This is a genomic window from Enterobacter sp. 22499 (assembly GCF_052044815.1).
GTDB lineage: Bacteria > Pseudomonadota > Gammaproteobacteria > Enterobacterales > Enterobacteriaceae > Enterobacter > Enterobacter bugandensis.
Map to the genome: position 1 here is coordinate 417,178 of NZ_JBQENR010000003.1, position 20,173 is coordinate 437,350.

Genomic DNA, 20,173 nt, shown 5'->3' on the forward strand with positions numbered 1-20,173 from the left:
TCCTCCGTAATGTCCCGGTATTCTGGAGAAGAACTATTGATGGATATTGCTTAAAATATGGAGCAGGGATGGAGACAAAAAATAAAAGGATTAAATAGCGCACGCAGGCTATTTAATCCTTATTTGAGCGGAGCAATCCGTGTTTACCGCCGCGCTTAACGGTCTTTTCTCCACGCATCGGCGGTCAATGCTTCACCGAAATGCCCGGCAATCAGCCTTTTCGTCAGCTCATGAAGCGGGGAGGCCATCACATCCGCCGTGCTGCCGCGCTCGACGACTTCCCCCTGGTGCATGACCATCACCTGATCGCTGATGTGCTTCATCATCCCCAGATGCTGGGTGACGTAGATGTAGGAGATCCCCTGCTTTTCCTGTAATTCGAGCATCAGGTTAATCAGCTGCGAACGCATCGACATATCCAGCGAGGCAAGCGCTTCGTCTGCAACGATCACTTTCGGGCGCAGAATCAACGCGCGGGCCAGACCCAGACGCTGTTTCTGACCGGGGGCCAGCATATGCGGGTAGTAGCTTTCGTGATCCGGTAACAACCCAACCATACGCAGCGTTTCGAAGATACGCTTGCGGCGCGCCTCTGGCTCCAGTTCGGTATTCAGACGCAGAGGGAAATCAAGGATCTGCGAAATGCGCTGGCGTGGATTAAGCGAGGTAGACGGATCCTGGAAGATCATGCGGATGCGCTGGCTGCGGAAAGAGTAATCGCCAAACTGCAGAGGATGATCGTCAATCAACACTTCTCCAGCAGTGGGCTCGACCATGCCGGCAAGCATTTTCGCCAGCGTGGATTTACCGGAGCCGTTTTCGCCGATGATCGCCAGCGTCTGTTTTTCACGCAGGGTAAAACTCAGCGGCTTAACCGCTTCGACAGTCTGACGATGAAACAGCCCCGTGCGATAGCGAAAGGTCTTACTCAGATTGCGGACTTCCAGCAAGGTTTCGACCATTTCACTCTCTCTCCATGTTCAGCGGGAAATGACAGGCGTAAAGATGATTTTTGGCGCCGGTCAGGCGCGGCGTCTCGATACATTTACGCTGAGCATACGGACAACGCGGCCCCAGACGACAGCCTATCGGCAACGATTCCAGCAGCGGAATCGCTCCGGGCAGGGTATTCAGACGGCTCTTGTGCGGCATGGCGCTGCCAAAATCAGGAATGGCGCGGATAAGCGCCTGCGTATATGGATGGTGCGGCGCGGCGATCAGCTCCTCACTCGGGGCAGTTTCTACCGTTTGCCCGCAGTACATTACGTCAATTTTATCCGCCCATTTGCTGAGCATTTGCAGGTCATGGCTGATCAGCAAAATGGTGGTGTTATTGTTCTGGTTCAGGCGCGACAGCAGGCGGAAAATTTGTGCCTGGGTGGTCGGCTCCATCGCGTTGGTGGGTTCATCCGCAATCAGCAAACGCGGCTGATTAGCCAGGGCGATGGCAATCATCACCTTCTGGCATTCACCGTCGGTCAGCTCATACGGGAAGCTGCGCATCGCGTCTTTATGGTCTTTGATCCCGACGCGGTGTAATAGCTCAATGGCGCGGCGCTTGCGCCAGCCGAAACGCTGCCACCAGCGGCCTTTATAGGTCCAGCCGGGAATGTTCTGCATCAGCTGTTTGCCTACGCGCTCGGACGGATCGAGGCAGGACTGTGGCTCCTGGAAAATCATCGAGACGTTATGGCCGACCAGCTTGCGACGCTCGCGCGGAGAGAGGCGCAGCAGGTCTATATCGTCGAACCGCATGCGGTCGGCGGTCACGCGCCAGTTGTCTTTCGCCACGCCGCAGATCGCTTTGGCGATCAGGCTTTTTCCCGAACCAGATTCACCCACCAGCCCGCGAATCTCGCCCTCGGCGAGAGTAATGCTGATGCGATCGACGGCTTTAACCCAGCCTTCACCGGTTTTGAATTCAATGGTGAGGTTGCGAATATCAAGAAGCGGCATTATTGCACCCCCGCGTTAATTGCACGGCGAATACCATCGCCCAGCAGGTTGATCAGCAACACGCTTACCATAATCGCCGCCCCCGGCAGCATAACCGTCCACGGCGCCACGTAGATTAGCTCCAGCGCGTCACCGAGCATCGCACCCCATTCAGGGGACGGCAGCTGCGCACCGAGGTCGAGGAACCCGAGCGCAGCGATGTCCAGAATCGCCATCGACAGCGCACGGGTGATCTCGGTGACCAGCCCGGCGGCGATGTTTGGCAGAACGGCAAACCACAGAATATTGAAGGTCGTCGCGCCGTCCAGACGGGCCGCAACGACATACTCTTTTTCCAGCTCGTCATGCACCATGCTGTAAACCGAGCGCACGATGCGGGGGAGGATAGCCAGCCAGACGGCGAACATGGCATGCGACAGATGCGGACCGGCAAAGGCAACCACAATGATTGCCAGCAGCAGAGACGGAATCGACAGCAGCGTGTCCAGAATGTGGTTCAGCACCGCCGAGCGCAGGCCATGCGTGGAGCCCGCGAAAATACCGAGCGCCAGTCCAAAGAGCGTCGCCGCGAGCGTCACGACAAACGCGCCGCCCACCGTCGGGGCTGCCCCGCTTAACAGACGGCTCAATACGTCGCGTCCGAGATCGTCAGTGCCGAGGAAGAATGAGACTTCGCCGTAGCGTGACCAGGAAGGCGGCAGCAGCTGATAGCCAAGGAACTGCTGATCAATGCCATAAGGCGCAAACCACGAACCAAAGAGGCAAAGCAATACCAGACCGGCGCAGCCATAAAGGCCGATCATTGCCGTGGTGTCACCATAGAACTTTCGCCACACGGTACGCAGCGCACCAGGCGTGCGCTTTTCACTGTAAACGTTATCGTAAGGCATACCATTCCTTATGCTTCAATGGGTTAGCCATCGCACCCAAAATATCGGACAACACGTTAACAATAATGACCAGCGAACCAATCACCATCACACCCGCTGAGATAGCAGCATAATCCTGCTGACGGATGGCGTTAATCAGCCAGCGTCCCAGCCCGGGCCAGCTAAAGACCATCTCGGTGATCATGGCCAGCGTAAGCATGGTGGAAAACTGCAGCCCCAGGCGCGGAATTACCGGCGGCAGAGCGTTGTGCAGGACGTTGCGGCGCAGTATGGTCAGGCGCGACAATCCGCGCGTGGCGGCAGCTTTGACATAGTTCTGCTCAAACACCTCGATGGTGCTCAGGCGCATCAGACGGATCACCTCGGTTGTCGGCGCAACCGCCAGCGTCAGCACCGGCAGTACCATATGACGCAGGGCGCTGACGATCATCTCATGGCGCCAGACGGAATCGGACAGCCAGGCGTCAATGATGGCAAAACCCGTTACCGTTTTAACCGTATAGAGCAGGTCAAAACGGCCAGAGACCGGTAGCCAACCCATCGTCAGCGAGAAGAACAGCGTCAGCAGCAGCGCCAGCCAGAATACCGGGATAGAGAAGCCGAGCAGGGCAAGGGCGCTGATAAACTTATCCTGCCATTTGTTGCGGTAGATCCCGGCCAGCATGCCCACGGGAATACCTACCATCAGGGCAAAGCCGAAGGCCAGAATGCACAGCTCCATCGTGGCCGGGAAAACCTCTTTTAGCTGATCGGAGATAAGCTGCCCGTTGATGCTCGACACGCCGAAATCCCAGTGCAGCAGCCCGTTAAACCAGAACAGCCAGGCATCCCACAGCGATGAGCCCTGTAGCGGGGCGTGCGGCGTGAAATAGCTCAGGCTGAAGCCGACAAAGTTCAGAAAAAAGAGCGTCACCAGCAGTAAAAGGAGCCGACGCAAGGTAAAAATAATCATGGTTTTTTCACCTCTTGTTCTTTTTCACGCGATACGCCGGCGAACGAGGCGTTGCCGAACGGGCTCAGCACCAGGCCTTTAATATCATAGCGGTAGGCCTGAAGGCGCAGGGAAGATGCCAGCGGAAGCACCGGCAGTTCCTGAGCGAGTATCTTTTGCGCTTCATCGTAAGCGTCAATGCGCGAGGCCAGCTGTTGGGAAGAGAGCGCTTTTTGCAGCACGGCGTCGAACTCCCGGTTACACCAGTGGGCGTAGTTGGTCTGCGAATTTATCGCAGCACAGCTCAGCAGCGGCCGGAAGAAGCTGTCCGGATCGTTACTGTCGGTAGCCCAGCCTGTCAGGGTGAGGTCGTGATTCATATCCATCAGGCGCGCCTCCTGGAAACGGCCCTCAACCGGTACGATGATCACCTTGACGCCCACCTGCGCCATATCCGCCTGCAGCAGTTCAGCGGTTTTCAGCGGGCTCGGGTTCCACGCCTGGGAGCTGGTGGGCACCCAAAGCTGGAGCGTCAGGTTTTCCGCGCCCAGCGCTTTCAGTTGTTCACGCGCTTTTGCCGGATTGTATTCCGTAATTTTAGCCTCACCGTCGTAGGCCCACGAGGCGCGCGGTAAAATTGAGGCGGCGGTTTCCGCCGTGCCGTAGTAAATCGACTGCATCAGACGCTGGTTGTTGATCGCCAGCGCCAGAGCGTGACGTACGGCAGGGTTGTTCAGCGGCGGCTTATCGGTGTTAAAGGCCAGATAAGCGATGTTCATCCCCGGGCGTAACGTCAGACGCAGACGCGGATCGTCGCGCAAAATGGTGAGCTGGCTGGCAGCGGGCCAGGCGAGCACGTCGCATTCCCCGGTGAGCAGTTTCGAGAGCCGTCCCGTTCCGCCAGACCCGAGATCGACCACCACCTGCGGCATCAGCGGCGTACCGCGCCAGAAATGTTCGTGGCGCTGCAGGCGAATATATTGCCCCGCGCGGTATTCGGCCAACTGGAATGGACCGGTACCGACCGGCTGGCGGTCGAGCAGCTCCTGACGATCTTTTTTCGTCAGCTTCGCCGCGTATTCGGCGGACATAACGGACGCATAGTGGGTCGCCAGGTGCCAGAGGAAGGAGGCATCCGGGCGCGTCAGCGTAAATTCAACCGTCCGGCTGTCCAGCTTGCGCACGCTTTTAACGGTGTCGGCAAACTGCAGGCTGTCGAAATAGGGGAAATTATCCCCGTTAACGTTATGCCACGGGTGGTTACGGTTAAAGATACGCTGGAAGGTGAAGACCACGTCATCCGCGTTCAGCTTGCGCGTAGGGGTAAACCACGGCGTACGCTGAAACGCGACATCATCGCGCAGGCGAAAACGGTAGGTTGCACCGTTATCCAGGACTTCCCAGCTTTCCGCAAGTTCAGGCACCAGGCGATAGGTGTACGGGTCGACATCAAGCAGACGGTCGTAAAGCTGCGCGGCGAGCGTATCCACAATCAGGCCGCTGCCCGCTTTTTGCGGGTTGAAGGTGTCCACCTGGCCACTTACGCAATAGACGAAGCCGCTGTCACGAATGTCAGGCTGCGTAGACTGCCCGGGCGCAGCAAACGCCAGGCCGCTGAACAGACCGAGTGCAAAAAAGGACGATAAAACCAGACGCATAATTTTTAAGGTTTTTAGGTTCGATCTGCAAAGTGTATCGCACTTACGCCTGCTTCGTAAAAATGTCTGCGGGTAAGTGCCGATATTGTCAGCGCATTTGATGCTTTTTAAGCAATGCCCGTAACTGATGGTAGGTCAGGCCCAGGAGTTCGGCCGCACGTTTCTGGTTATATTTCGCCGCCTTCAGGCTTTGCTCCAGCAGCTGTTGCTCCTGCTCGTGCTGGAACTGGCGCAAATCAAGGGGCAGCGCGGGAGTATCGCCTGACGATGACGGGGAGGAAACCGGCGGCGCATTGCGCTGAAAAGGATCGATAATGATATTGTCCAGCTCTGTCTCGCTGCTGCCGTGGCGGTAAACAGAACGCTCCACAACGTTCTTCAGTTCGCGGATATTTCCCGGCCAACGGTAGGCCAGAAGCGTCTCCCGCGCATGATCGCTGAAGCCGGGGAAAAGAGGGAGACCGAGCTCGCGGCACATCTGAATCGCAAATTGTTGAGCAAGCAGCATGATGTCGCTTCTCCTGTCGCGCAGGGGCGGAAGCTGAACGACGTCAAAGGCCAGGCGGTCAAGCAGATCGGCACGGAATTTCTCCTCCGCGACCATATCCGGCAGATTGGCGTTGGTGGCGCAGACCAGGCGCACGTTAACCTGCAGCGGCTGGTTGCCGCCGACGCGCTCCAGTTCACCATACTCAATCACGCGCAGCAGCTTTTCCTGCACCAGCATCGGCGCGGTGGCGAGTTCATCAAGGAACAGGGTGCCGCCGTCGGCGCGCTCAAAACGTCCCGGATGGCGCTTTTGAGCGCCGGTAAACGCGCCCGCCTCGTGGCCGAACAGCTCGGTGTCGAGCAGGTTTTCATTCAGCGCCGCACAGTTTAGAGAAATGAAGGGGCCGTCCCAGCGTCCGGATAAATAGTGCAGACGGTTGGCAATCAGTTCCTTACCCGTGCCGCGCTCGCCGATAATCAGCACCGGTTTGTTGAGCGGCGCAAGGCGAGAAACCTGTTCCAGTACCTCAAGAAAGCTGTTGGCTTCGCCGAGTAAGTTATCTTTGTATTGAGCCATGATGAAATTAACCACTCCTTAGCGATATTCACCAGGTCAGCATAGTTCTGTGATGAATAAAAATCAATCACATCGTGTAAAATCAATAAGATAAAAAACTGGCACGGGAATTGTATTATCAGTACAGCAGGGCATAGCCCGATAACAGAACTATGAGGATTTGATTATGGGTATTTTTTCTCGTTTTGCCGACATCGTGAACGCCAACATCAACTCACTGCTGGAGAAAGCAGAAGATCCGCAGAAGCTGGTGCGCCTGATGATTCAGGAGATGGAAGACACGCTGGTTGAAGTGCGTTCTACCTCCGCCCGTGCGCTGGCTGAGAAAAAGCAGTTAACGCGCCGTATTGAGCAGGCCACCGCTCAGCTCAATGAATGGCAGGAAAAGGCGGAACTCGCCCTGCGCAAAGATAAAGAAGATCTTGCTCGCGCAGCGTTAATTGAAAAGCAGAAGCTGGCGGACATGATCGCTACGCTGGAGCATGAAGTCACGCTGGTGGAAGACACGCTCACCCGCATGAAAAAAGAGATTGGTGAGCTCGAAAATAAACTGAGCGAAACCCGCGCGCGTCAGCAGGCGCTGACCCTGCGTCATCAGGCGGCAAGCTCTTCCCGCGACGTGCGTCGTCAGCTGGACAGCGGCAAGCTGGATGAGGCCATGGCGCGTTTTGAGTCATTCGAGCGTCGTATCGACCAGATGGAAGCGGAAGCAGAGAGCCACGGCATCGGTAAGCAAAAGTCGCTGGATCAACAGTTTGCCGATCTGAAAGCGGACGATGAAATCAGCGAGCAGCTGGCGGCATTGAAAGCCAAAATGAAGCAAGATAACCAATAATAATGTTGCGGCACCTGAGCGTGCCGCTAAGCATCCGACGACAAGGAGTACACATGAGCGCGCTTTTCCTGGCCATTCCCCTGACGATTTTCGTGCTGTTTGTTTTGCCGATTTGGCTATGGCTGCACTACAGCAACCGTTCTTCAGGGAACGATTTATCCCAGAGTGAACAACAACGTCTTGCGCAGCTTACCGACCAGGCTAACAAGATGCGCGATCGCATTCAGGCGCTGGAAGCAATCCTGGATGCAGAACATCCTAACTGGAGGGACCGTTAATGTCAGGACTGAATCTGAACAAAAAATTGTGGCGAATTCCACAGCAGGGCATGGTGCGCGGCGTTTGCGCCGGTCTGGCCCATTATCTCGACGTTCCGGTAAAGCTGGTTCGTGTGGTCACGGTGCTGTCGATATTTTTCGGCCTGGCGTTTATCACTTTCGTGGCCTACATCGTGCTGTCGTTTGTACTTGACCCGATGCCGGAAGGCGAACTGGCTGCGGAAGGCGCGCCTACCAGTAACGATCTTCTCAATGCGGTTGACGATCGGCTGGCTGAAGGGGAGAAGCGGTTACGTGAAATGGAACGCTATGTCACATCCGATACCTTTACGCTGAGAAGTCGTTTTCGTCAGCTTTAAGAGAGAATATACATGAAGAAAAACTGGCAACAGGCCGGTCAGAAGGTAAAACCCGGCCTGAAAATCGCAGGTAAACTGGTTCTGATGACGGCGTTACGTTACGGCCCGGCAGGTGTGGCGGGCTGGGCGATCAAATCTGTTGCCCGCAAGCCGGTCAGAATGTTGCTGGCCGTGGCGCTTGAACCTCTGTTGCAAAAAGCGGCAAAGCGGCTGTCACGCCGTTACTTATCCCGATAATTCACGCTCGCGTTAGCCCTTTCTCTCCCCGGAAGGGCTAACGACATTTCATCCCTTTCCCTCACTTTCTTTGCGGCAGCTCACATTACTGCACAGAGCTGCTTTGTAATTGCGTTTTTCAGCCTCCCGGTTCGTTGACAGATATTTTTCAGGGGAGTAGATTGCCCTTCGTGGGACCGCTACCATGGAAAATAATGTGAACGCAAAAATTAAAAAACTTATCAATCATATTTACGGTGAATCATTTTCTGAAGCACACTTTAAAGTGTTATTAACAAAGCTTGAACAAGCTGCTGTTGATATTACAGAAAAGCGTAAATCAGGCTGGGATGAAAAAGATGTCGTTCTGATCACCTACGCCGATCAGTTCTCCGCGAAAGGGGAGAAAGCGTTGCCGGTATTTACCCGCTTTTATAATGAGTGGCTTGCTCGCACGTTTTCCCATGTCCACCTTTTACCTTTTTATCCGTGGTCCTCTGATGACGGATTTTCCGTTATTGATTACCACAACGTTGCGCCTGAAACCGGGACCTGGCAAGACGTTGCTGATTTAAAACAGTCTGCCAGCTTAATGTTTGATTTCGTCTGCAACCATATGTCAGCAAAAAGTGAATGGTTTGCTAATTATCTTGCGCAGAAACCTGGCTACGAAGATTTCTTTATTGCTGTCGATCCAGAAACTGATTTATCTGCGGTGACGCGTCCTCGCGCATTACCGTTGCTGACGCCGTTTACGCTGCATGATGGCAGCGTGCGTCATCTTTGGACCACCTTCAGCGATGACCAGATCGATCTTAACTTCGCCTCGCCTCAGGTGCTGATTGCGATGGTTGACGTGCTGCTCCATTACCTGGCGGAAGGGGCGCGTTATATCCGTCTGGACGCCGTCGGATTATGTGGAAGATCCCTGGAACAAGCTGCATCCATCTGGAACAGACTCACTGCCTTATCCAGCTTTTCCGTGCTATTACCGAGGCCGTGGCGCCGGGTACCGTGATCATTACTGAGACGAACGTTCCGCATAAGGACAATATCTCTTATTTCGGTGACGGTGAAAATGAAGCCCAGATGGTCTACCAGTTCTCCTTGCCGCCGCTGGTGCTGCATGCTGTGCACCGTCAGGATGTTAACGCTCTCTGTCAGTGGGCGGGATCGCTGGCGCTGCCTTCAACAAAAACGACCTGGTTCAATTTCCTGGCGTCTCATGACGGTATCGGTCTGAACCCACTGCGCGGCATTCTGCCGGAATCAGAAATCCTCGCACTGGTTGAGAAACTTCAGCAGGAAGGGGCGCTGGTCAACTGGAAAAATAATCCTGACGGTACGCGCAGTCCTTACGAAATTAATGTGACCTATCTTGACGCGTTAAGCGCGCAAAACAGTTCAGATGATGAACGCATTGCGCGCTTTATTCTGGCGCATGCGGTGCTGTTAAGTTTCCCGGGTGTACCTGCCGTGTATATTCAAAGTATTCTTGGCTCCCGTAACGATTATGAAGGGGTCGAGCGCCTCGGCTATAACCGCGCGATAAACCGCAAGAAATATACCGCCGGTCAGGTTGATCTCGAACTTAATAATAAAAATAGCATTCGTCATAAAATTTATTCCCGTTTAAGCGCGTTTATTGCGATTCGTCGTGGGGAAAGTGCGTTTCACCCTGATGCTAAGGCATTTTTTGAATCACTGGATGAACAAATTCTTAAAATCGTTCGCGTGGCTAAAAACGGTGAGAGAATTACAGCCCTGTTTAATTTTAGTAATAACGTTCATACCGTTTATGGGGACACGCTTACTGGTATGGAATTACTATCAGGACAAGCTGTTAGCGGTAAAGAGCTGACCCTCAATCCATGGCAGGTTATGTGGATTAAAGAAAACTAAAAAGGACCCTAAAATGAAAATGCCCAAAATTGTGGTGTTATCAGCACTGGTTTCGTGCGCCCTGTTATCAGGCTGTAAAGATGATAAAGCGTCTGCTGTGACCATTGAGTTCATGCACTCGTCAGTAGAGCAGGAGCGCCAGGCGGTTATTACGAAACTGATCGAAAAATTCGAGAAAGAAAACCCCGGCATTACGGTGAAGCAGGTGCCGGTGGAAGAAGATGCCTACAACACCAAAGTGATTACGCTCGCCAGAACGGGCGCGCTGCCTGAAGTGATTGAAGTCAGCCATGATTACGCGAAAGTCATGGATAAGGAACAACTGCTGGATCGCAAGGCTATCGGTGAAGCCATTGAAGCGGTAGGCGAAAAGACCTTCTATGACGGGATCCTGCGCGTTGTGCGTACTGAAGACGGCACAGCCTGGACAGGGGTGCCGATGAGCGCCTGGCTGTCCGGCGTCTGGTATCACAAAGATGTGCTTGCCGCTGCGGGTATTCAGGAACCGCATAACTGGGAACAGCTGCTGAAAGCCAGCCAGAAGCTTAACGACCCGGCCAACAAACATTACGGTATTGCGCTGCCCACCGCGGAAAGCGTCATGACCGAGCAGGCGTTCTCCCAGTTTGCGCTTTCCGGCGGCGCGAACGTTTTTGATGCCAACGGAAACGTTGAAATTGACACCCCTGAAATGGCGAAAGCGCTTGAGTTCTATAAAGCGCTGGCCGCGACCACCATGCCGGGCTCGAACGACGTCATGGAGATCAAAGATGCCTTCATGAACGGTTCCGCACCGATGGCCGTCTATTCCACCTACATCCTGCCAGCGGTATTCCAGGATGGTAACCCTGCCAACCTTGGCTTCGTTGTCCCGACAGAAAAGTCCTCTGCCGTTTATGGCATGGTCACATCGTTGACGATCACCAGCGGACAAACCGAAGAAGAAACGCAAGCGGCTGAAAAGTTTGTGACGTGGATGGAGCAGGCTCAAAACGCAACCGACTGGGTCATGATGTCGCCGGGCGCGGCGCTGCCGGTGAACACGCTGGTCGTAGGAACGGATACCTGGAAAAACAACGAGGTGATTAAAGCGTTTGGGCAACTGCCTTATGAACTGATTGCCCAATTCCCGAACGTACAGGTGTTTGGTGCTGTCGGCGACAAAAACTTCACGCGCATGGGCGATGTGACAGGGTCCGGCATTATCAGCTCCATGGTGCATAACGTCACCGTGGGTAAACAAGATCTCAGCGCAACGCTTAGCAAGAGCCAGACGCGACTGACTGACCTGATTTCACAACGATAGGAGCGCTCTGCGGAAGGAAATTATGAAGACGTTGTTTTCTGGTCGTTCAGATATGCCTTTCGCCATGCTGCTGTTGGCCCCCAGCCTGATTTTGCTGGGGGGCCTGGTGGCCTGGCCAATGATTTCCAATATTGAAATCAGTTTCTTACGCCTGCCGCTTAACCCGCGTATTGATGCGGTGTTTGTTGGCCTGGATAACTACATCCGCATTCTGGGGGATGCTGCGTTCTGGCACTCGCTGTGGATGACGTTCTGGTATACGGCGCTGGTCGTGCTCGGCAGCACCGGGCTGGGGCTTGCCGTCGCCATCTTCTTTAACCGTGAGTTTCGTCTCCGGAAGACGGCGCGTTCGCTGGTGATTTTATCCTACGTGACACCCTCTATTTCCCTGGTATTTGCCTGGAAATACATGTTCAACAACGGCTACGGCATTGTGAACTATCTGGGCGTCGATCTGCTGCATCTGTATGACCAGGCGCCGCTCTGGTTCGACAACCCTGGCAGCAGCTTCGTGCTGGTGGTGCTGTTCGCCATCTGGCGCTACTTCCCGTATGCCTTTATCTCATTCCTGGCAATTTTGCAGACCATTGATAAATCGCTGTATGAAGCGGCAGAGATGGACGGAGCCAACGCCTGGCAGCGTTTCCGTATCGTCACGTTGCCCGCCATCATGCCTGTACTGGCAACGGTGGTGACGCTGCGAACCATCTGGATGTTCTACATGTTTGCGGATGTTTATCTGCTGACCACGAAGGTCGATATTCTGGGCGTGTATCTCTATAAAACTGCCTTTGCATTCAACGATCTGGGCAAAGCAGCCGCCATTTCTGTTGTGCTGTTTGTGATCATCTTCGCCGTCATTCTGCTGACCAGAAAAAGGGTAAACCTCAATGGCAACAAATAAACGCATACTGGGCCGTATTGGTTTCTATCTGGGGCTGACGGTATTTCTGATTATCACGCTGTTCCCGTTCTTCGTGATGCTGATGACGTCATTCAAGAGCGCGAAAGAGGCCATATCGCTGAATCCGACTATTCTGCCGCAGGCGTGGACGCTTCAGCATTACGTTGACATCTTTAACCCGCTAATTTTCCCGTTCGTGGATTATTTCCGCAACAGCATGGTGGTGTCGCTGACGTCATCGGTAATTGCGGTGTTTCTCGGCACGCTGGGCGCTTACGCCTTGTCCAAGCTGCGTTTTAAAGGACGCGCGACGATCAACGCGAGCTTCTACACCGTCTATATGTTCTCCGGGATTTTGCTAGTGGTGCCGCTGTTCAAAATCATCACCGCGCTCGGCATTTACGACACTGAACTGGCGCTGATCATCACCATGGTCACCCAGACGCTGCCTACGGCGGTATTCATGCTGCGCAGCTATTTCGACACCATTCCGGACGAAATAGAAGAGGCCGCGATGATGGATGGTCTGAACCGCCTGCAAATCATCTTCCGCATTACCGTGCCGCTGGCCATTTCCGGTCTCGTGTCGGTGTTTGTTTACTGCTTCATGGTGGCATGGAACGACTACCTGTTTGCCTCCATTTTCCTGTCCAGCGCCAGCAACTTTACCCTGCCGGTCGGGCTGAACACGCTCTTTAGTACGCCAGATTATATCTGGGGTCGCATGATGGCGGCATCGCTGGTGACGGCGCTTCCGGTGGTCATCATGTACGCACTCTCTGAACGTTTTATTAAAAGTGGTTTGACCGCCGGTGGCGTCAAGGGCTAAGGCGGCCAATTTTTTATCAGGAGCAAGTTATGAAGAAGTTAGTTGCGACAGCGCCACGCGTAGCGGCGCTGGTGGAGTATGAAGACCGTGCTGTGGAAGCACATGAAGTGAAAATTCGCGCCCGCTTTGGCGCCCCGAAGCACGGAACGGAAGTCGTGGATTTCCGCGCGGCAAGCCCGTTTATTGATGAAGAGTTCAACGCAGAGTGGCAGATGTTCACGCCGCGTGAAGAGGGCGCTGCGCGCGGTATCGAATTCGGTAAGTTCCAACTGGGCAACATGATCGTTGGCGACATTATTGAATGCGGTGCAGACGTAACGGAATACCAGATCGGCGACAGCGTCTGCTGCTACGGCCCGCTGCAGGAGACGGTCATCGTTAACGCGGTGAACAACTATAAGCTGCGTAAAATGCCGCAGGGCGCGTCCTGGAAGAATGCCGTTTGCTACGATCCGGCGCAGTTCGCCATGAGCGGCGTGCGTGATGCCAACGTCCGTGTGGGTGACTTTGTTGTCGTGGTCGGTCTGGGAGCCATCGGACAGATTGCGATTCAGCTGGCGAAAAAAGCCGGTGCGTCAGTGGTTATCGGCGTTGATCCGATTGAACACCGCTGTGAGATCGCTCGCCGTCACGGCGCGGACCACTGCCTGAATCCAATCGGTACCGATGTCGGTCTGGAAATTAAAAAGCTGACCGGCAAGCAGGGCGCGGACGTGATCATCGAAACCAGCGGCTTTGCGGATGCGCTGCAGTCCGCGCTGCGCGGGCTCGCCTACGGCGGCACCATCTCCTACGTGGCCTTCGCCAAACCGTTTGCGGCAGGCTTCAACCTGGGCCGCGAAGCGCACTTCAACAACGCGAAGATTGTCTTCTCCCGCGCCTGCAGTGAACCGAACCCGGACTATCCGCGCTGGAGCCGCAAGCGTATCGAAGAGACCTGCTGGGAATTGCTGATGAACGGTTATCTGAACTGTGAAGATCTGATCGACCCGGTCGTGACCTTCACCACCAGCCCGGAAAGCTATATGAAGTATGTCGATCAGCATCCGGAACTCAGTATCAAAATGGGCGTCACTTTTTAAGCTAAGGACAGCAAATCATGAAGATCGCAACACAAAACCAGGCCTTTTTCCCGACCAATATCATGGAAAAATTCGAGTACATCAAAGCGATGGGTTTTGATGGCTACGAAATTGACGGACGTCTGCTGGTGGAAAATCTCGACGAAGTGAAAGCCGCTATCAAAGCCACGGGCCTGCCGGTGACGACAGCATGTGGCGGGTACGATGGCTGGATCGGTGATTTCATCGAAGAACGCCGTCTGAACGGATTACAGCAGATCGAACGCATTCTGGAAGCGCTGGCGGAAGTCGGCGGAAAGGGCATTATCGTGCCTGCTGCCTGGGGCATGTTTACCTTCCGTCTGCCGCCAATGACCTCTCCACGCAGCCTGGACGGTGACCGCAAAGCCGTAAGCGCCTCGCTGCGCTGGTTGGATGAGGTGGCCGCGCGCACCGGCACCACCGTCTACCTGGAGCCGCTGAACCGCTACCAGGATCATATGATCAACACCCTGGCAGACGCGCGTCGTTATATCGAAGAGAACGGCCTGAAGCACGTGCAGATCATCGGTGATTTCTATCACATGAACATTGAAGAAGACTCGCTGACGGACGCGCTGCATCAGAACCGCGATCTGCTGGGTCATGTTCACATTGCAGATAACCATCGCTATCAGCCGGGCAGCGGTAGCCTCGATTTCGCCAGCCTGTTCGGTCAGCTGCGTGCCGATAACTATCAGGGATACGTAGTGTATGAATGCCGTGTTCGCGCCGAGGATCCGGCTAAGGCTTATCAGGACTCTCTCACTTATTTGCGTGAATGCTAAGGATGACGAGCGTGATGAGTGCTTCTACACCTTCGCCTCTGCGCGTCGCCATTATTGGCGCCGGGCAGGTCGCGGACAAAGTGCATGCCTCGTATTACGCCACGCGCAGTGATGTTCAAATGGTGGCTGTCATGGACAGCCGCCTTGAGCAGGCACAGGCGTTCGCGGAACGTTATGCTATTCCATCGGCATGGCAGGACGCTCACGAGATGTTGCAGGCAGTAAAACCGGATGTGGTGAGCGTCTGTTCGCCCAACCGGTTCCATTTTGAACACGTGATGGCGTCGCTCGAGGCGGGTTGCCATGTGATGTGTGAAAAGCCCCCGGCGATGACGCCGCAGCAGGCTGATGAGATGCGCATCGCGGCGCGCAAGGCAGGAAAAGTCCTGGCCTATGATTTTCACCATCGCTTTGCCCTGGATACCCAACTCCTGCGCGATGCGGTAATGAACGGAACGCTTGGTGAAATTTACTTTACCTCAGCGCAGGCGCTGCGTCGCTGCGGTGTGCCGGGGTGGGGCGTTTTTACCAACAAATCGCTACAGGGCGGTGGACCGCTTATTGATATCGGCATTCATATGCTCGACGCCGCAATGTATGTCCTGGGTTTCCCGGCGGTAAAACGGGTGACTGCGCACAGCTTCCAGAGGCTGGGAAACCGTAAAAGCACCGGTCAGTTTGGCGAGTGGGATCCTGCGCAATTTACCGTGGAAGATGCGCTGTTTGGCACGATTGAATTCTGCAACGGCGGCATTTTGCGTCTGGACACCTCCTTTGCGCTTAACATTCGCGAGCAGTCAATCATGAACGTCTCTTTCTGCGGTGAAAAGGCGGGTGCAACGCTGTTCCCGGCGCACATCTACAATGACGAAGCCGGTGTTTTAGAAACCCTTACCCAGCGCGAAGAGGCGGACGATCAGCGCCATCTGCGCAGCATGGATGCTTTCGTACGTCACGTGCTGGGAGAGCCCGTGATGATTGCCGATGCAGAACAGGGACTGGTAATTCAGCAGCTTGTTGGCGCGCTTTATGAATCCGCAGAAACAGGGGAAAGCGTAACACTATGCTGAACGTCTCTGTATTAACCGATCCGGGCTTTTGTCCACACAGCCTGAATAAATACGCCTCCATCATGGCCTGCGGCAATGGCTACATGGGCATTCGCGCCGCGCATGAAGAAGAGTACACCCAGCAGACCAGAGGCATGTATCTCGCTGGGCTGTATCATCGCGCGGGGCGCAACGAGACCACCGAGCTGGTCAATCTGCCGGATATCACCGGTATTGATGTAGAGCTGGACGGCGTCAATTTCACGCTCCTGGCCGGGGAAATTCTTGAGTGGCAGCGCGAGCTGGCCTTTGCAAACGGCGAACTGCATCGTAACGTTGTCTGGCGTTCGCCCGACGGCAAGCGCTATCGGCTGGAGAGTCGTCGTTTTGTATCGCTGGACCAGCTGCCTTTAGCGGCTATGCAGCTCGCGATCACGCCTCTTGATGCCGCCACGCATGCCGTGCTGAAAACCGGCATCGATGCGACGCAAACGAACAGCGGCAGACAGCATCTGGATGAACTCTCGGTCAGGGTCTTTGATCAACACTATATGCAGGGGGTGTATGAAACGCAGGATCGGGCGTCGGAGGTTGTTGTTTCGGCGTTTTGTCAGCTCTCCGCGAAGAGCGACAGCTGCTTCACCGCCAAAAATCGGCGTCTCAGCGTACATCATTCACTGACCATTGCTCAGGGTGACACTGTCACGCTTGAAAAGATCGTCTGGGTGACACATCGCAGCGATAAAGCGCTGTCACAGGAGTCTTTTGCGCGCAACGCGCTGGCCGATCTCAAAGTTTCTGCCGCAAGAGGTTACGACGCATTGCTTGAAAGCTCAGCGTATGCCTGGAAAGAGGTCTGGCGTGATGCCCGGGTGGAAGTGACTTCCGCAGAGCAACAGGATCAGATGGCGCTGGATTATGCGGTCTGGCACCTGACCACGATGACGCCTGCCCATGATGAGCGAAGCAGTATCGCTGCGAAGGGGCTGACGGGAGAGGGGTATAAAGGCCACGTCTTCTGGGATACCGAAATTTTCCTGCTGCCTTTCCATCTGTTTACCCGCCCGCAGGTTGCCCGCAGCCTGCTGCGCTATCGCTGGCTTAATCTGGCTGGCGCACGGGAAAAAGCCCGTCGTAACGGCTGGCCGGGCGCGTTGTTCCCATGGGAAAGCGCCGCAAGCGGAGAGGAAGAGACGCCGGAGTTCGCGGCAATCAACATCCGCACCGGGGTACGCCAGAAGGTGGCTTCCGCACTTGCTGAGCATCACATCGTGGCTGATATTGCCTGGGCCGTCGTTGCGTACTGGCAGGCGACGCATGATGACGCCTTTATGCGTAACGAAGGCCTGACGCTGCTGATGGAAACGGCTTTGTTCTGGATGGGACGCGCAACGGACGTCAATGGTCGTCTGGAAATCCATGACGTGATCGGACCGGACGAATACACCGAGCACGTGAACAACAACGCCTACACCAACTATCTGGCCTGGCACAACGTTGCCTGCGCGCGCCAGTTCATGGCGATGTTTGGGCGTGAGGATGCGCGTTTTACGGAGAATGCTGCGCAGTTCCTGGCGCGCTTATGGCTACCGGAGGCCGATGCAGACGGTGTGATCCCGCAGGATGATTCCTTCATGGCAAAACCTGCCATCGATCTGAGCCGCTACAAAGCCAAAGCGGGTAAGCAGACGATTCTGCTCGATTATTCCCGCGCGGAAGTGAACGAGATGCAGATCCTTAAGCAGGCCGATGTGGTGATGCTTAACTACCTGCTGCCAGAACGGTTTACACCACAGCAATGCGCCGCCAATCTGGCGTTCTATGAGTCACGCACGATCCATGATTCGTCCCTGAGCAAGGCCATTCACGGGATTGTACTCGCGCGCTGCGGTGACACGCAGGGGGCCTATGCCTTCTGGCGCGATGGCATCGCCATTGATTTGGGTGACGATCCGCACAGCAGCGATGAGGGCATTCATGCCGCGGCAACCGGTGCGATCTGGTCTGGCGCAATTCAGGGATTTGCTGGCCTGCAAATCATTGAAGGGGAACTGCATCTCGCGCCAAAACTGCCTGCTCACTGGCAGAAACTCGCTTTCCCGCTGCGGTGGCGGAACGCAGCAATGCACTTCACATATGAAAACGAGGTGTTAACCATTGAAACCACGGCGCCTGCCACGCTGACACTGTGGGGCAAAACGCTACATATCCCGGAGCGAGAAGTCTTCGCGTATAAGGATTTTCTTGCGTCCGTGAATGGGACCGCTACCACGGAGGGGCAACATGACGCTTAAGGCTGTTGTATTCGATTTGGACGGTGTGATCACCGATACCGCGCATCTCCACTTTCTGGCCTGGCGTGCCGTGGCAGAGGAAATTGGCATTACCTTCGACGAAGTGTTTAACGAACAGCTTAAGGGGATAAGCCGCATGGATTCCCTCCAGCGCATTCTGAAGCACGGCGGAAAAGAGGGGATGTTTAGTGAGGAGCAGTGCCTGGCGCTTGCGACGAAAAAAAATGCGCTTTACGTCCAGTCGCTGGCATCACTGACGCAGGATTCTCTGCTGCCGGGGATCCGCGACGTGCTGGCGGAGATCCGTGCCGCGAAGGTCAAGATTGGGCTGGCATCCGTATCGCTCAATGCCCCAGGGATTTTGCACGCGCTGGGCATTCATCAGGCCTTCGATTTTTGCGCTGATGCTTCCCGCATTTGCCGTTCAAAACCTGACCCGGAGATCTTCCTTGCGGCCTGTGCGGGGCTGAACGTGCGTCCTGAAGAGGCGATTGGCATTGAAGATGCCGCTGCGGGTGTTGAAGCAATCAACGCCGCAGGAATGCTGTCGGTCGGGATTGGGCCTGGCCTTAACCATGCGGGATTACAACTTCATTCAACGCGGGAACTGACCTGGAAATGCCTGACAGAATTCTGGGCGTCCCGGGCGTATTGATAAGGAATAAATTATGGCTCAACTTTCTCTGAAACATATTCAGAAAATCTATGATAACCAGGTCCACGTGGTTAAGGATTTCAACCTCGAAATTGAAGACAAAGAGTTTATTGTTTTCGTCGGTCCGTCGGGCTGCGGTAAATCCACGACGCTGCGAATGATTGCCGGTCTTGAGGAGATCAGCGCGGGTGAACTGATTATCGACGGCGTGTGCATGAATGACGTGCCTGCCAAATCGCGTGATATCGCGATGGTATTCCAGAACTATGCGCTTTATCCGCATATGACGGTCTACGACAACATGGCGTTTGGCCTGAAAATGCAAAAAATAGCGCCCGCGGTGATTGAAGAACGCGTGAACTGGGCGGCGCAGATTTTAGGGTTACGCGAATACCTGAAGCGTAAACCTGGCGCTTTATCGGGTGGTCAGCGCCAGCGTGTGGCGCTGGGCAGGGCGATCGTGCGCGAAGCGGGCGTCTTCCTGATGGATGAGCCGTTATCCAACCTTGATGCCAAGCTTCGCGTGCAGATGCGTGCCGAAATCAGCAAGCTTCACCAGAAGCTTAACACCACCATGATCTATGTTACGCACGACCAGACGGAAGCCATGACGATGGCGACCCGCATCGTGATCCTGAAAGATGGCATCATTCAGCAGGTGGGTGCGCCGAAGCAGGTGTACAACGAGCCGGCCAATATGTTTGTCGCAGGGTTCATTGGCTCTCCGGCAATGAACTTCATTCGTGGCGCTATCGACGATCGCTATTTCGTAACGGAAACGCTGCGTCTGGAGATCCCTGAGGACAAGCTAGTCGAGTTGAATGCGCAAGGTTACCAGCGTAAAGCGGTCGTCTTCGGGATCCGTCCGGAAGACATACTTACCCTGCAGAGCAGCGGAGAAGATATCGCGGCGAAAGTCAGCGTCGCTGAGCTTACCGGTGCCGAATTTATGCTTTATGCCACCGTGGGTGGACATGAACTGGTTGTCCGCGCAGGCGCGGCCAATGACTACGTTGCCGGAGATACTATCGGCATTCAGTTCGATATGAATAAGTGCCATTTCTTCGACGCCGATACCGAAGCGGCTATTAGATAAGAAAGGTGTTTGCCGGAAATGCAAATTTCCGGTTTTTTTGTTTGTTAATTATAAAGGGAAT

General features: G+C 54.8%; 19 protein-coding genes and 1 pseudogene. 14 read left to right on the forward strand and 6 right to left on the reverse strand.

Annotated elements, in window-relative coordinates; translation table 11 throughout:
* Nucleotides 1-155: 155 nt before the first annotated feature.
* The 6 genes from sapF to pspF all read right to left on the reverse strand — a co-directional run bounded on the left by sapF (nucleotide 156) and on the right by pspF (nucleotide 6,516).
* A complete protein-coding gene (gene sapF, locus ACTJI7_RS13170; protein ID WP_028013385.1) occupies nucleotides 156-962 on the reverse strand; it encodes a putrescine export ABC transporter ATP-binding protein SapF in 807 nt (268 codons plus the stop codon).
* 1 nt (nucleotide 963) lies between these two features.
* Nucleotides 964-1,956, reverse strand: a complete 993-nt coding sequence (sapD, locus tag ACTJI7_RS13175; protein ID WP_028013384.1) for a putrescine export ABC transporter ATP-binding protein SapD — start codon at nucleotides 1,954-1,956, stop codon at nucleotides 964-966.
* Nucleotides 1,956-2,846: a putrescine export ABC transporter permease SapC gene (gene sapC, locus ACTJI7_RS13180; protein WP_440669415.1), complete on the reverse strand. Its 891-nt coding sequence runs from the start codon at nucleotides 2,844-2,846 to the stop codon at nucleotides 1,956-1,958. Before sapC ends, sapD begins: the two co-directional genes overlap by 1 nt.
* Nucleotides 2,833-3,798 (reverse strand): putrescine export ABC transporter permease SapB, encoded by a 966-nt coding sequence (gene sapB, locus ACTJI7_RS13185; protein WP_028013382.1) that lies wholly within the window; start codon nucleotides 3,796-3,798, stop codon nucleotides 2,833-2,835. The genes sapC and sapB overlap by 14 nt, the downstream gene beginning before the upstream one ends.
* Complete coding sequence (sapA, locus tag ACTJI7_RS13190; protein ID WP_028013381.1) at nucleotides 3,795-5,435, reverse strand: ABC transporter substrate-binding protein SapA; 1,641 nt, start codon at nucleotides 5,433-5,435, stop codon at nucleotides 3,795-3,797. The genes sapB and sapA overlap by 4 nt, the downstream gene beginning before the upstream one ends.
* A gap of 88 nt (nucleotides 5,436-5,523) precedes the next feature.
* Complete coding sequence (gene pspF, locus ACTJI7_RS13195; protein WP_440669418.1) at nucleotides 5,524-6,516, reverse strand: phage shock protein operon transcriptional activator; 993 nt, start codon at nucleotides 6,514-6,516, stop codon at nucleotides 5,524-5,526.
* 151 nt (nucleotides 6,517-6,667) lie between these two features.
* Between pspF and pspA the strand changes: the two genes are divergently transcribed.
* From pspA to ACTJI7_RS13265, 14 genes and pseudogenes are all read left to right on the forward strand, one after another.
* A complete protein-coding gene (gene pspA / locus ACTJI7_RS13200; RefSeq protein WP_028013379.1) occupies nucleotides 6,668-7,336 on the forward strand; it encodes a phage shock protein PspA in 669 nt (222 codons plus the stop codon).
* Between the two features lie 53 nt (nucleotides 7,337-7,389).
* Nucleotides 7,390-7,614, forward strand: coding sequence for an envelope stress response membrane protein PspB (gene pspB / locus ACTJI7_RS13205; RefSeq protein WP_028013378.1), 225 nt, complete (start codon nucleotides 7,390-7,392; stop codon nucleotides 7,612-7,614).
* Nucleotides 7,614-7,973, forward strand: a complete 360-nt coding sequence (pspC, locus tag ACTJI7_RS13210; protein ID WP_028013377.1) for an envelope stress response membrane protein PspC — start codon at nucleotides 7,614-7,616, stop codon at nucleotides 7,971-7,973. Before pspB ends, pspC begins: the two co-directional genes overlap by 1 nt.
* Before the next feature lie 12 nt (nucleotides 7,974-7,985).
* A complete protein-coding gene (gene pspD, locus ACTJI7_RS13215) occupies nucleotides 7,986-8,210 on the forward strand; it encodes a phage shock protein PspD (RefSeq protein WP_028013376.1) in 225 nt (74 codons plus the stop codon).
* A 184-nt stretch (nucleotides 8,211-8,394) separates the two neighbouring features.
* Nucleotides 8,395-10,091, forward strand: a pseudogene (locus ACTJI7_RS13220) (sugar phosphorylase).
* A 13-nt stretch (nucleotides 10,092-10,104) separates the two neighbouring features.
* Nucleotides 10,105-11,397: an ABC transporter substrate-binding protein gene (locus tag ACTJI7_RS13225; RefSeq protein ID WP_440669420.1), complete on the forward strand. Its 1,293-nt coding sequence runs from the start codon at nucleotides 10,105-10,107 to the stop codon at nucleotides 11,395-11,397.
* A gap of 22 nt (nucleotides 11,398-11,419) precedes the next feature.
* Entirely contained in the window at nucleotides 11,420-12,301 is an 882-nt protein-coding gene (locus tag ACTJI7_RS13230; RefSeq protein ID WP_028013373.1) for a carbohydrate ABC transporter permease, read from the forward strand.
* Entirely contained in the window at nucleotides 12,288-13,130 is an 843-nt protein-coding gene (locus ACTJI7_RS13235; protein ID WP_049001105.1) for a carbohydrate ABC transporter permease, read from the forward strand. The genes ACTJI7_RS13230 and ACTJI7_RS13235 overlap by 14 nt, the downstream gene beginning before the upstream one ends.
* 29 nt (nucleotides 13,131-13,159) lie before the next feature.
* Nucleotides 13,160-14,212 (forward strand): zinc-dependent alcohol dehydrogenase, encoded by a 1,053-nt coding sequence (locus ACTJI7_RS13240; RefSeq protein WP_041909681.1) that lies wholly within the window; start codon nucleotides 13,160-13,162, stop codon nucleotides 14,210-14,212.
* A 17-nt stretch (nucleotides 14,213-14,229) separates the two neighbouring features.
* Nucleotides 14,230-15,018, forward strand: a complete 789-nt coding sequence (locus tag ACTJI7_RS13245) for a sugar phosphate isomerase/epimerase family protein (protein ID WP_047368687.1) — start codon at nucleotides 14,230-14,232, stop codon at nucleotides 15,016-15,018.
* Between the two features lie 11 nt (nucleotides 15,019-15,029).
* Nucleotides 15,030-16,088: a Gfo/Idh/MocA family protein gene (locus ACTJI7_RS13250; RefSeq protein ID WP_126345843.1), complete on the forward strand. Its 1,059-nt coding sequence runs from the start codon at nucleotides 15,030-15,032 to the stop codon at nucleotides 16,086-16,088.
* Complete coding sequence (locus ACTJI7_RS13255) at nucleotides 16,082-18,361, forward strand: glycoside hydrolase family 65 protein (RefSeq protein ID WP_063154349.1); 2,280 nt, start codon at nucleotides 16,082-16,084, stop codon at nucleotides 18,359-18,361. The genes ACTJI7_RS13250 and ACTJI7_RS13255 overlap by 7 nt, the downstream gene beginning before the upstream one ends.
* The gene (pgmB, locus tag ACTJI7_RS13260) at nucleotides 18,351-19,016 is read left to right on the forward strand and encodes a beta-phosphoglucomutase (protein ID WP_048956152.1); all 666 of its coding nucleotides are present in this window, start codon (nucleotides 18,351-18,353) and stop codon (nucleotides 19,014-19,016) included. Before ACTJI7_RS13255 ends, pgmB begins: the two co-directional genes overlap by 11 nt.
* 13 nt (nucleotides 19,017-19,029) lie before the next feature.
* The gene (locus ACTJI7_RS13265) at nucleotides 19,030-20,112 is read left to right on the forward strand and encodes an ABC transporter ATP-binding protein (protein ID WP_063154347.1); all 1,083 of its coding nucleotides are present in this window, start codon (nucleotides 19,030-19,032) and stop codon (nucleotides 20,110-20,112) included.
* Nucleotides 20,113-20,173: the final 61 nt, after the last annotated feature.

Coding starts and splice junctions, on each gene's coding strand:
- ACTJI7_RS13240 (WP_041909681.1), top strand. CDS start 13,160: ATGAAGAAGTTAGTTGCGACAGCGCCACGCGTAGCGGCGCTGGTGGAG.
- sapA (WP_028013381.1), bottom strand. CDS start 5,435: ATGCGTCTGGTTTTATCGTCCTTTTTTGCACTCGGTCTGTTCAGCGGC.
- ACTJI7_RS13225 (WP_440669420.1), top strand. CDS start 10,105: ATGAAAATGCCCAAAATTGTGGTGTTATCAGCACTGGTTTCGTGCGCC.
- pspD (WP_028013376.1), top strand. CDS start 7,986: ATGAAGAAAAACTGGCAACAGGCCGGTCAGAAGGTAAAACCCGGCCTG.
- ACTJI7_RS13255 (WP_063154349.1), top strand. CDS start 16,082: ATGCTGAACGTCTCTGTATTAACCGATCCGGGCTTTTGTCCACACAGC.
- ACTJI7_RS13230 (WP_028013373.1), top strand. CDS start 11,420: ATGAAGACGTTGTTTTCTGGTCGTTCAGATATGCCTTTCGCCATGCTG.
- pspB (WP_028013378.1), top strand. CDS start 7,390: ATGAGCGCGCTTTTCCTGGCCATTCCCCTGACGATTTTCGTGCTGTTT.
- sapF (WP_028013385.1), bottom strand. CDS start 962: ATGGTCGAAACCTTGCTGGAAGTCCGCAATCTGAGTAAGACCTTTCGC.
- ACTJI7_RS13235 (WP_049001105.1), top strand. CDS start 12,288: ATGGCAACAAATAAACGCATACTGGGCCGTATTGGTTTCTATCTGGGG.
- pgmB (WP_048956152.1), top strand. CDS start 18,351: ATGACGCTTAAGGCTGTTGTATTCGATTTGGACGGTGTGATCACCGAT.
- sapB (WP_028013382.1), bottom strand. CDS start 3,798: ATGATTATTTTTACCTTGCGTCGGCTCCTTTTACTGCTGGTGACGCTC.
- sapC (WP_440669415.1), bottom strand. CDS start 2,846: ATGCCTTACGATAACGTTTACAGTGAAAAGCGCACGCCTGGTGCGCTG.
- ACTJI7_RS13245 (WP_047368687.1), top strand. CDS start 14,230: ATGAAGATCGCAACACAAAACCAGGCCTTTTTCCCGACCAATATCATG.
- pspA (WP_028013379.1), top strand. CDS start 6,668: ATGGGTATTTTTTCTCGTTTTGCCGACATCGTGAACGCCAACATCAAC.
- ACTJI7_RS13265 (WP_063154347.1), top strand. CDS start 19,030: ATGGCTCAACTTTCTCTGAAACATATTCAGAAAATCTATGATAACCAG.
- sapD (WP_028013384.1), bottom strand. CDS start 1,956: ATGCCGCTTCTTGATATTCGCAACCTCACCATTGAATTCAAAACCGGT.
- pspC (WP_028013377.1), top strand. CDS start 7,614: ATGTCAGGACTGAATCTGAACAAAAAATTGTGGCGAATTCCACAGCAG.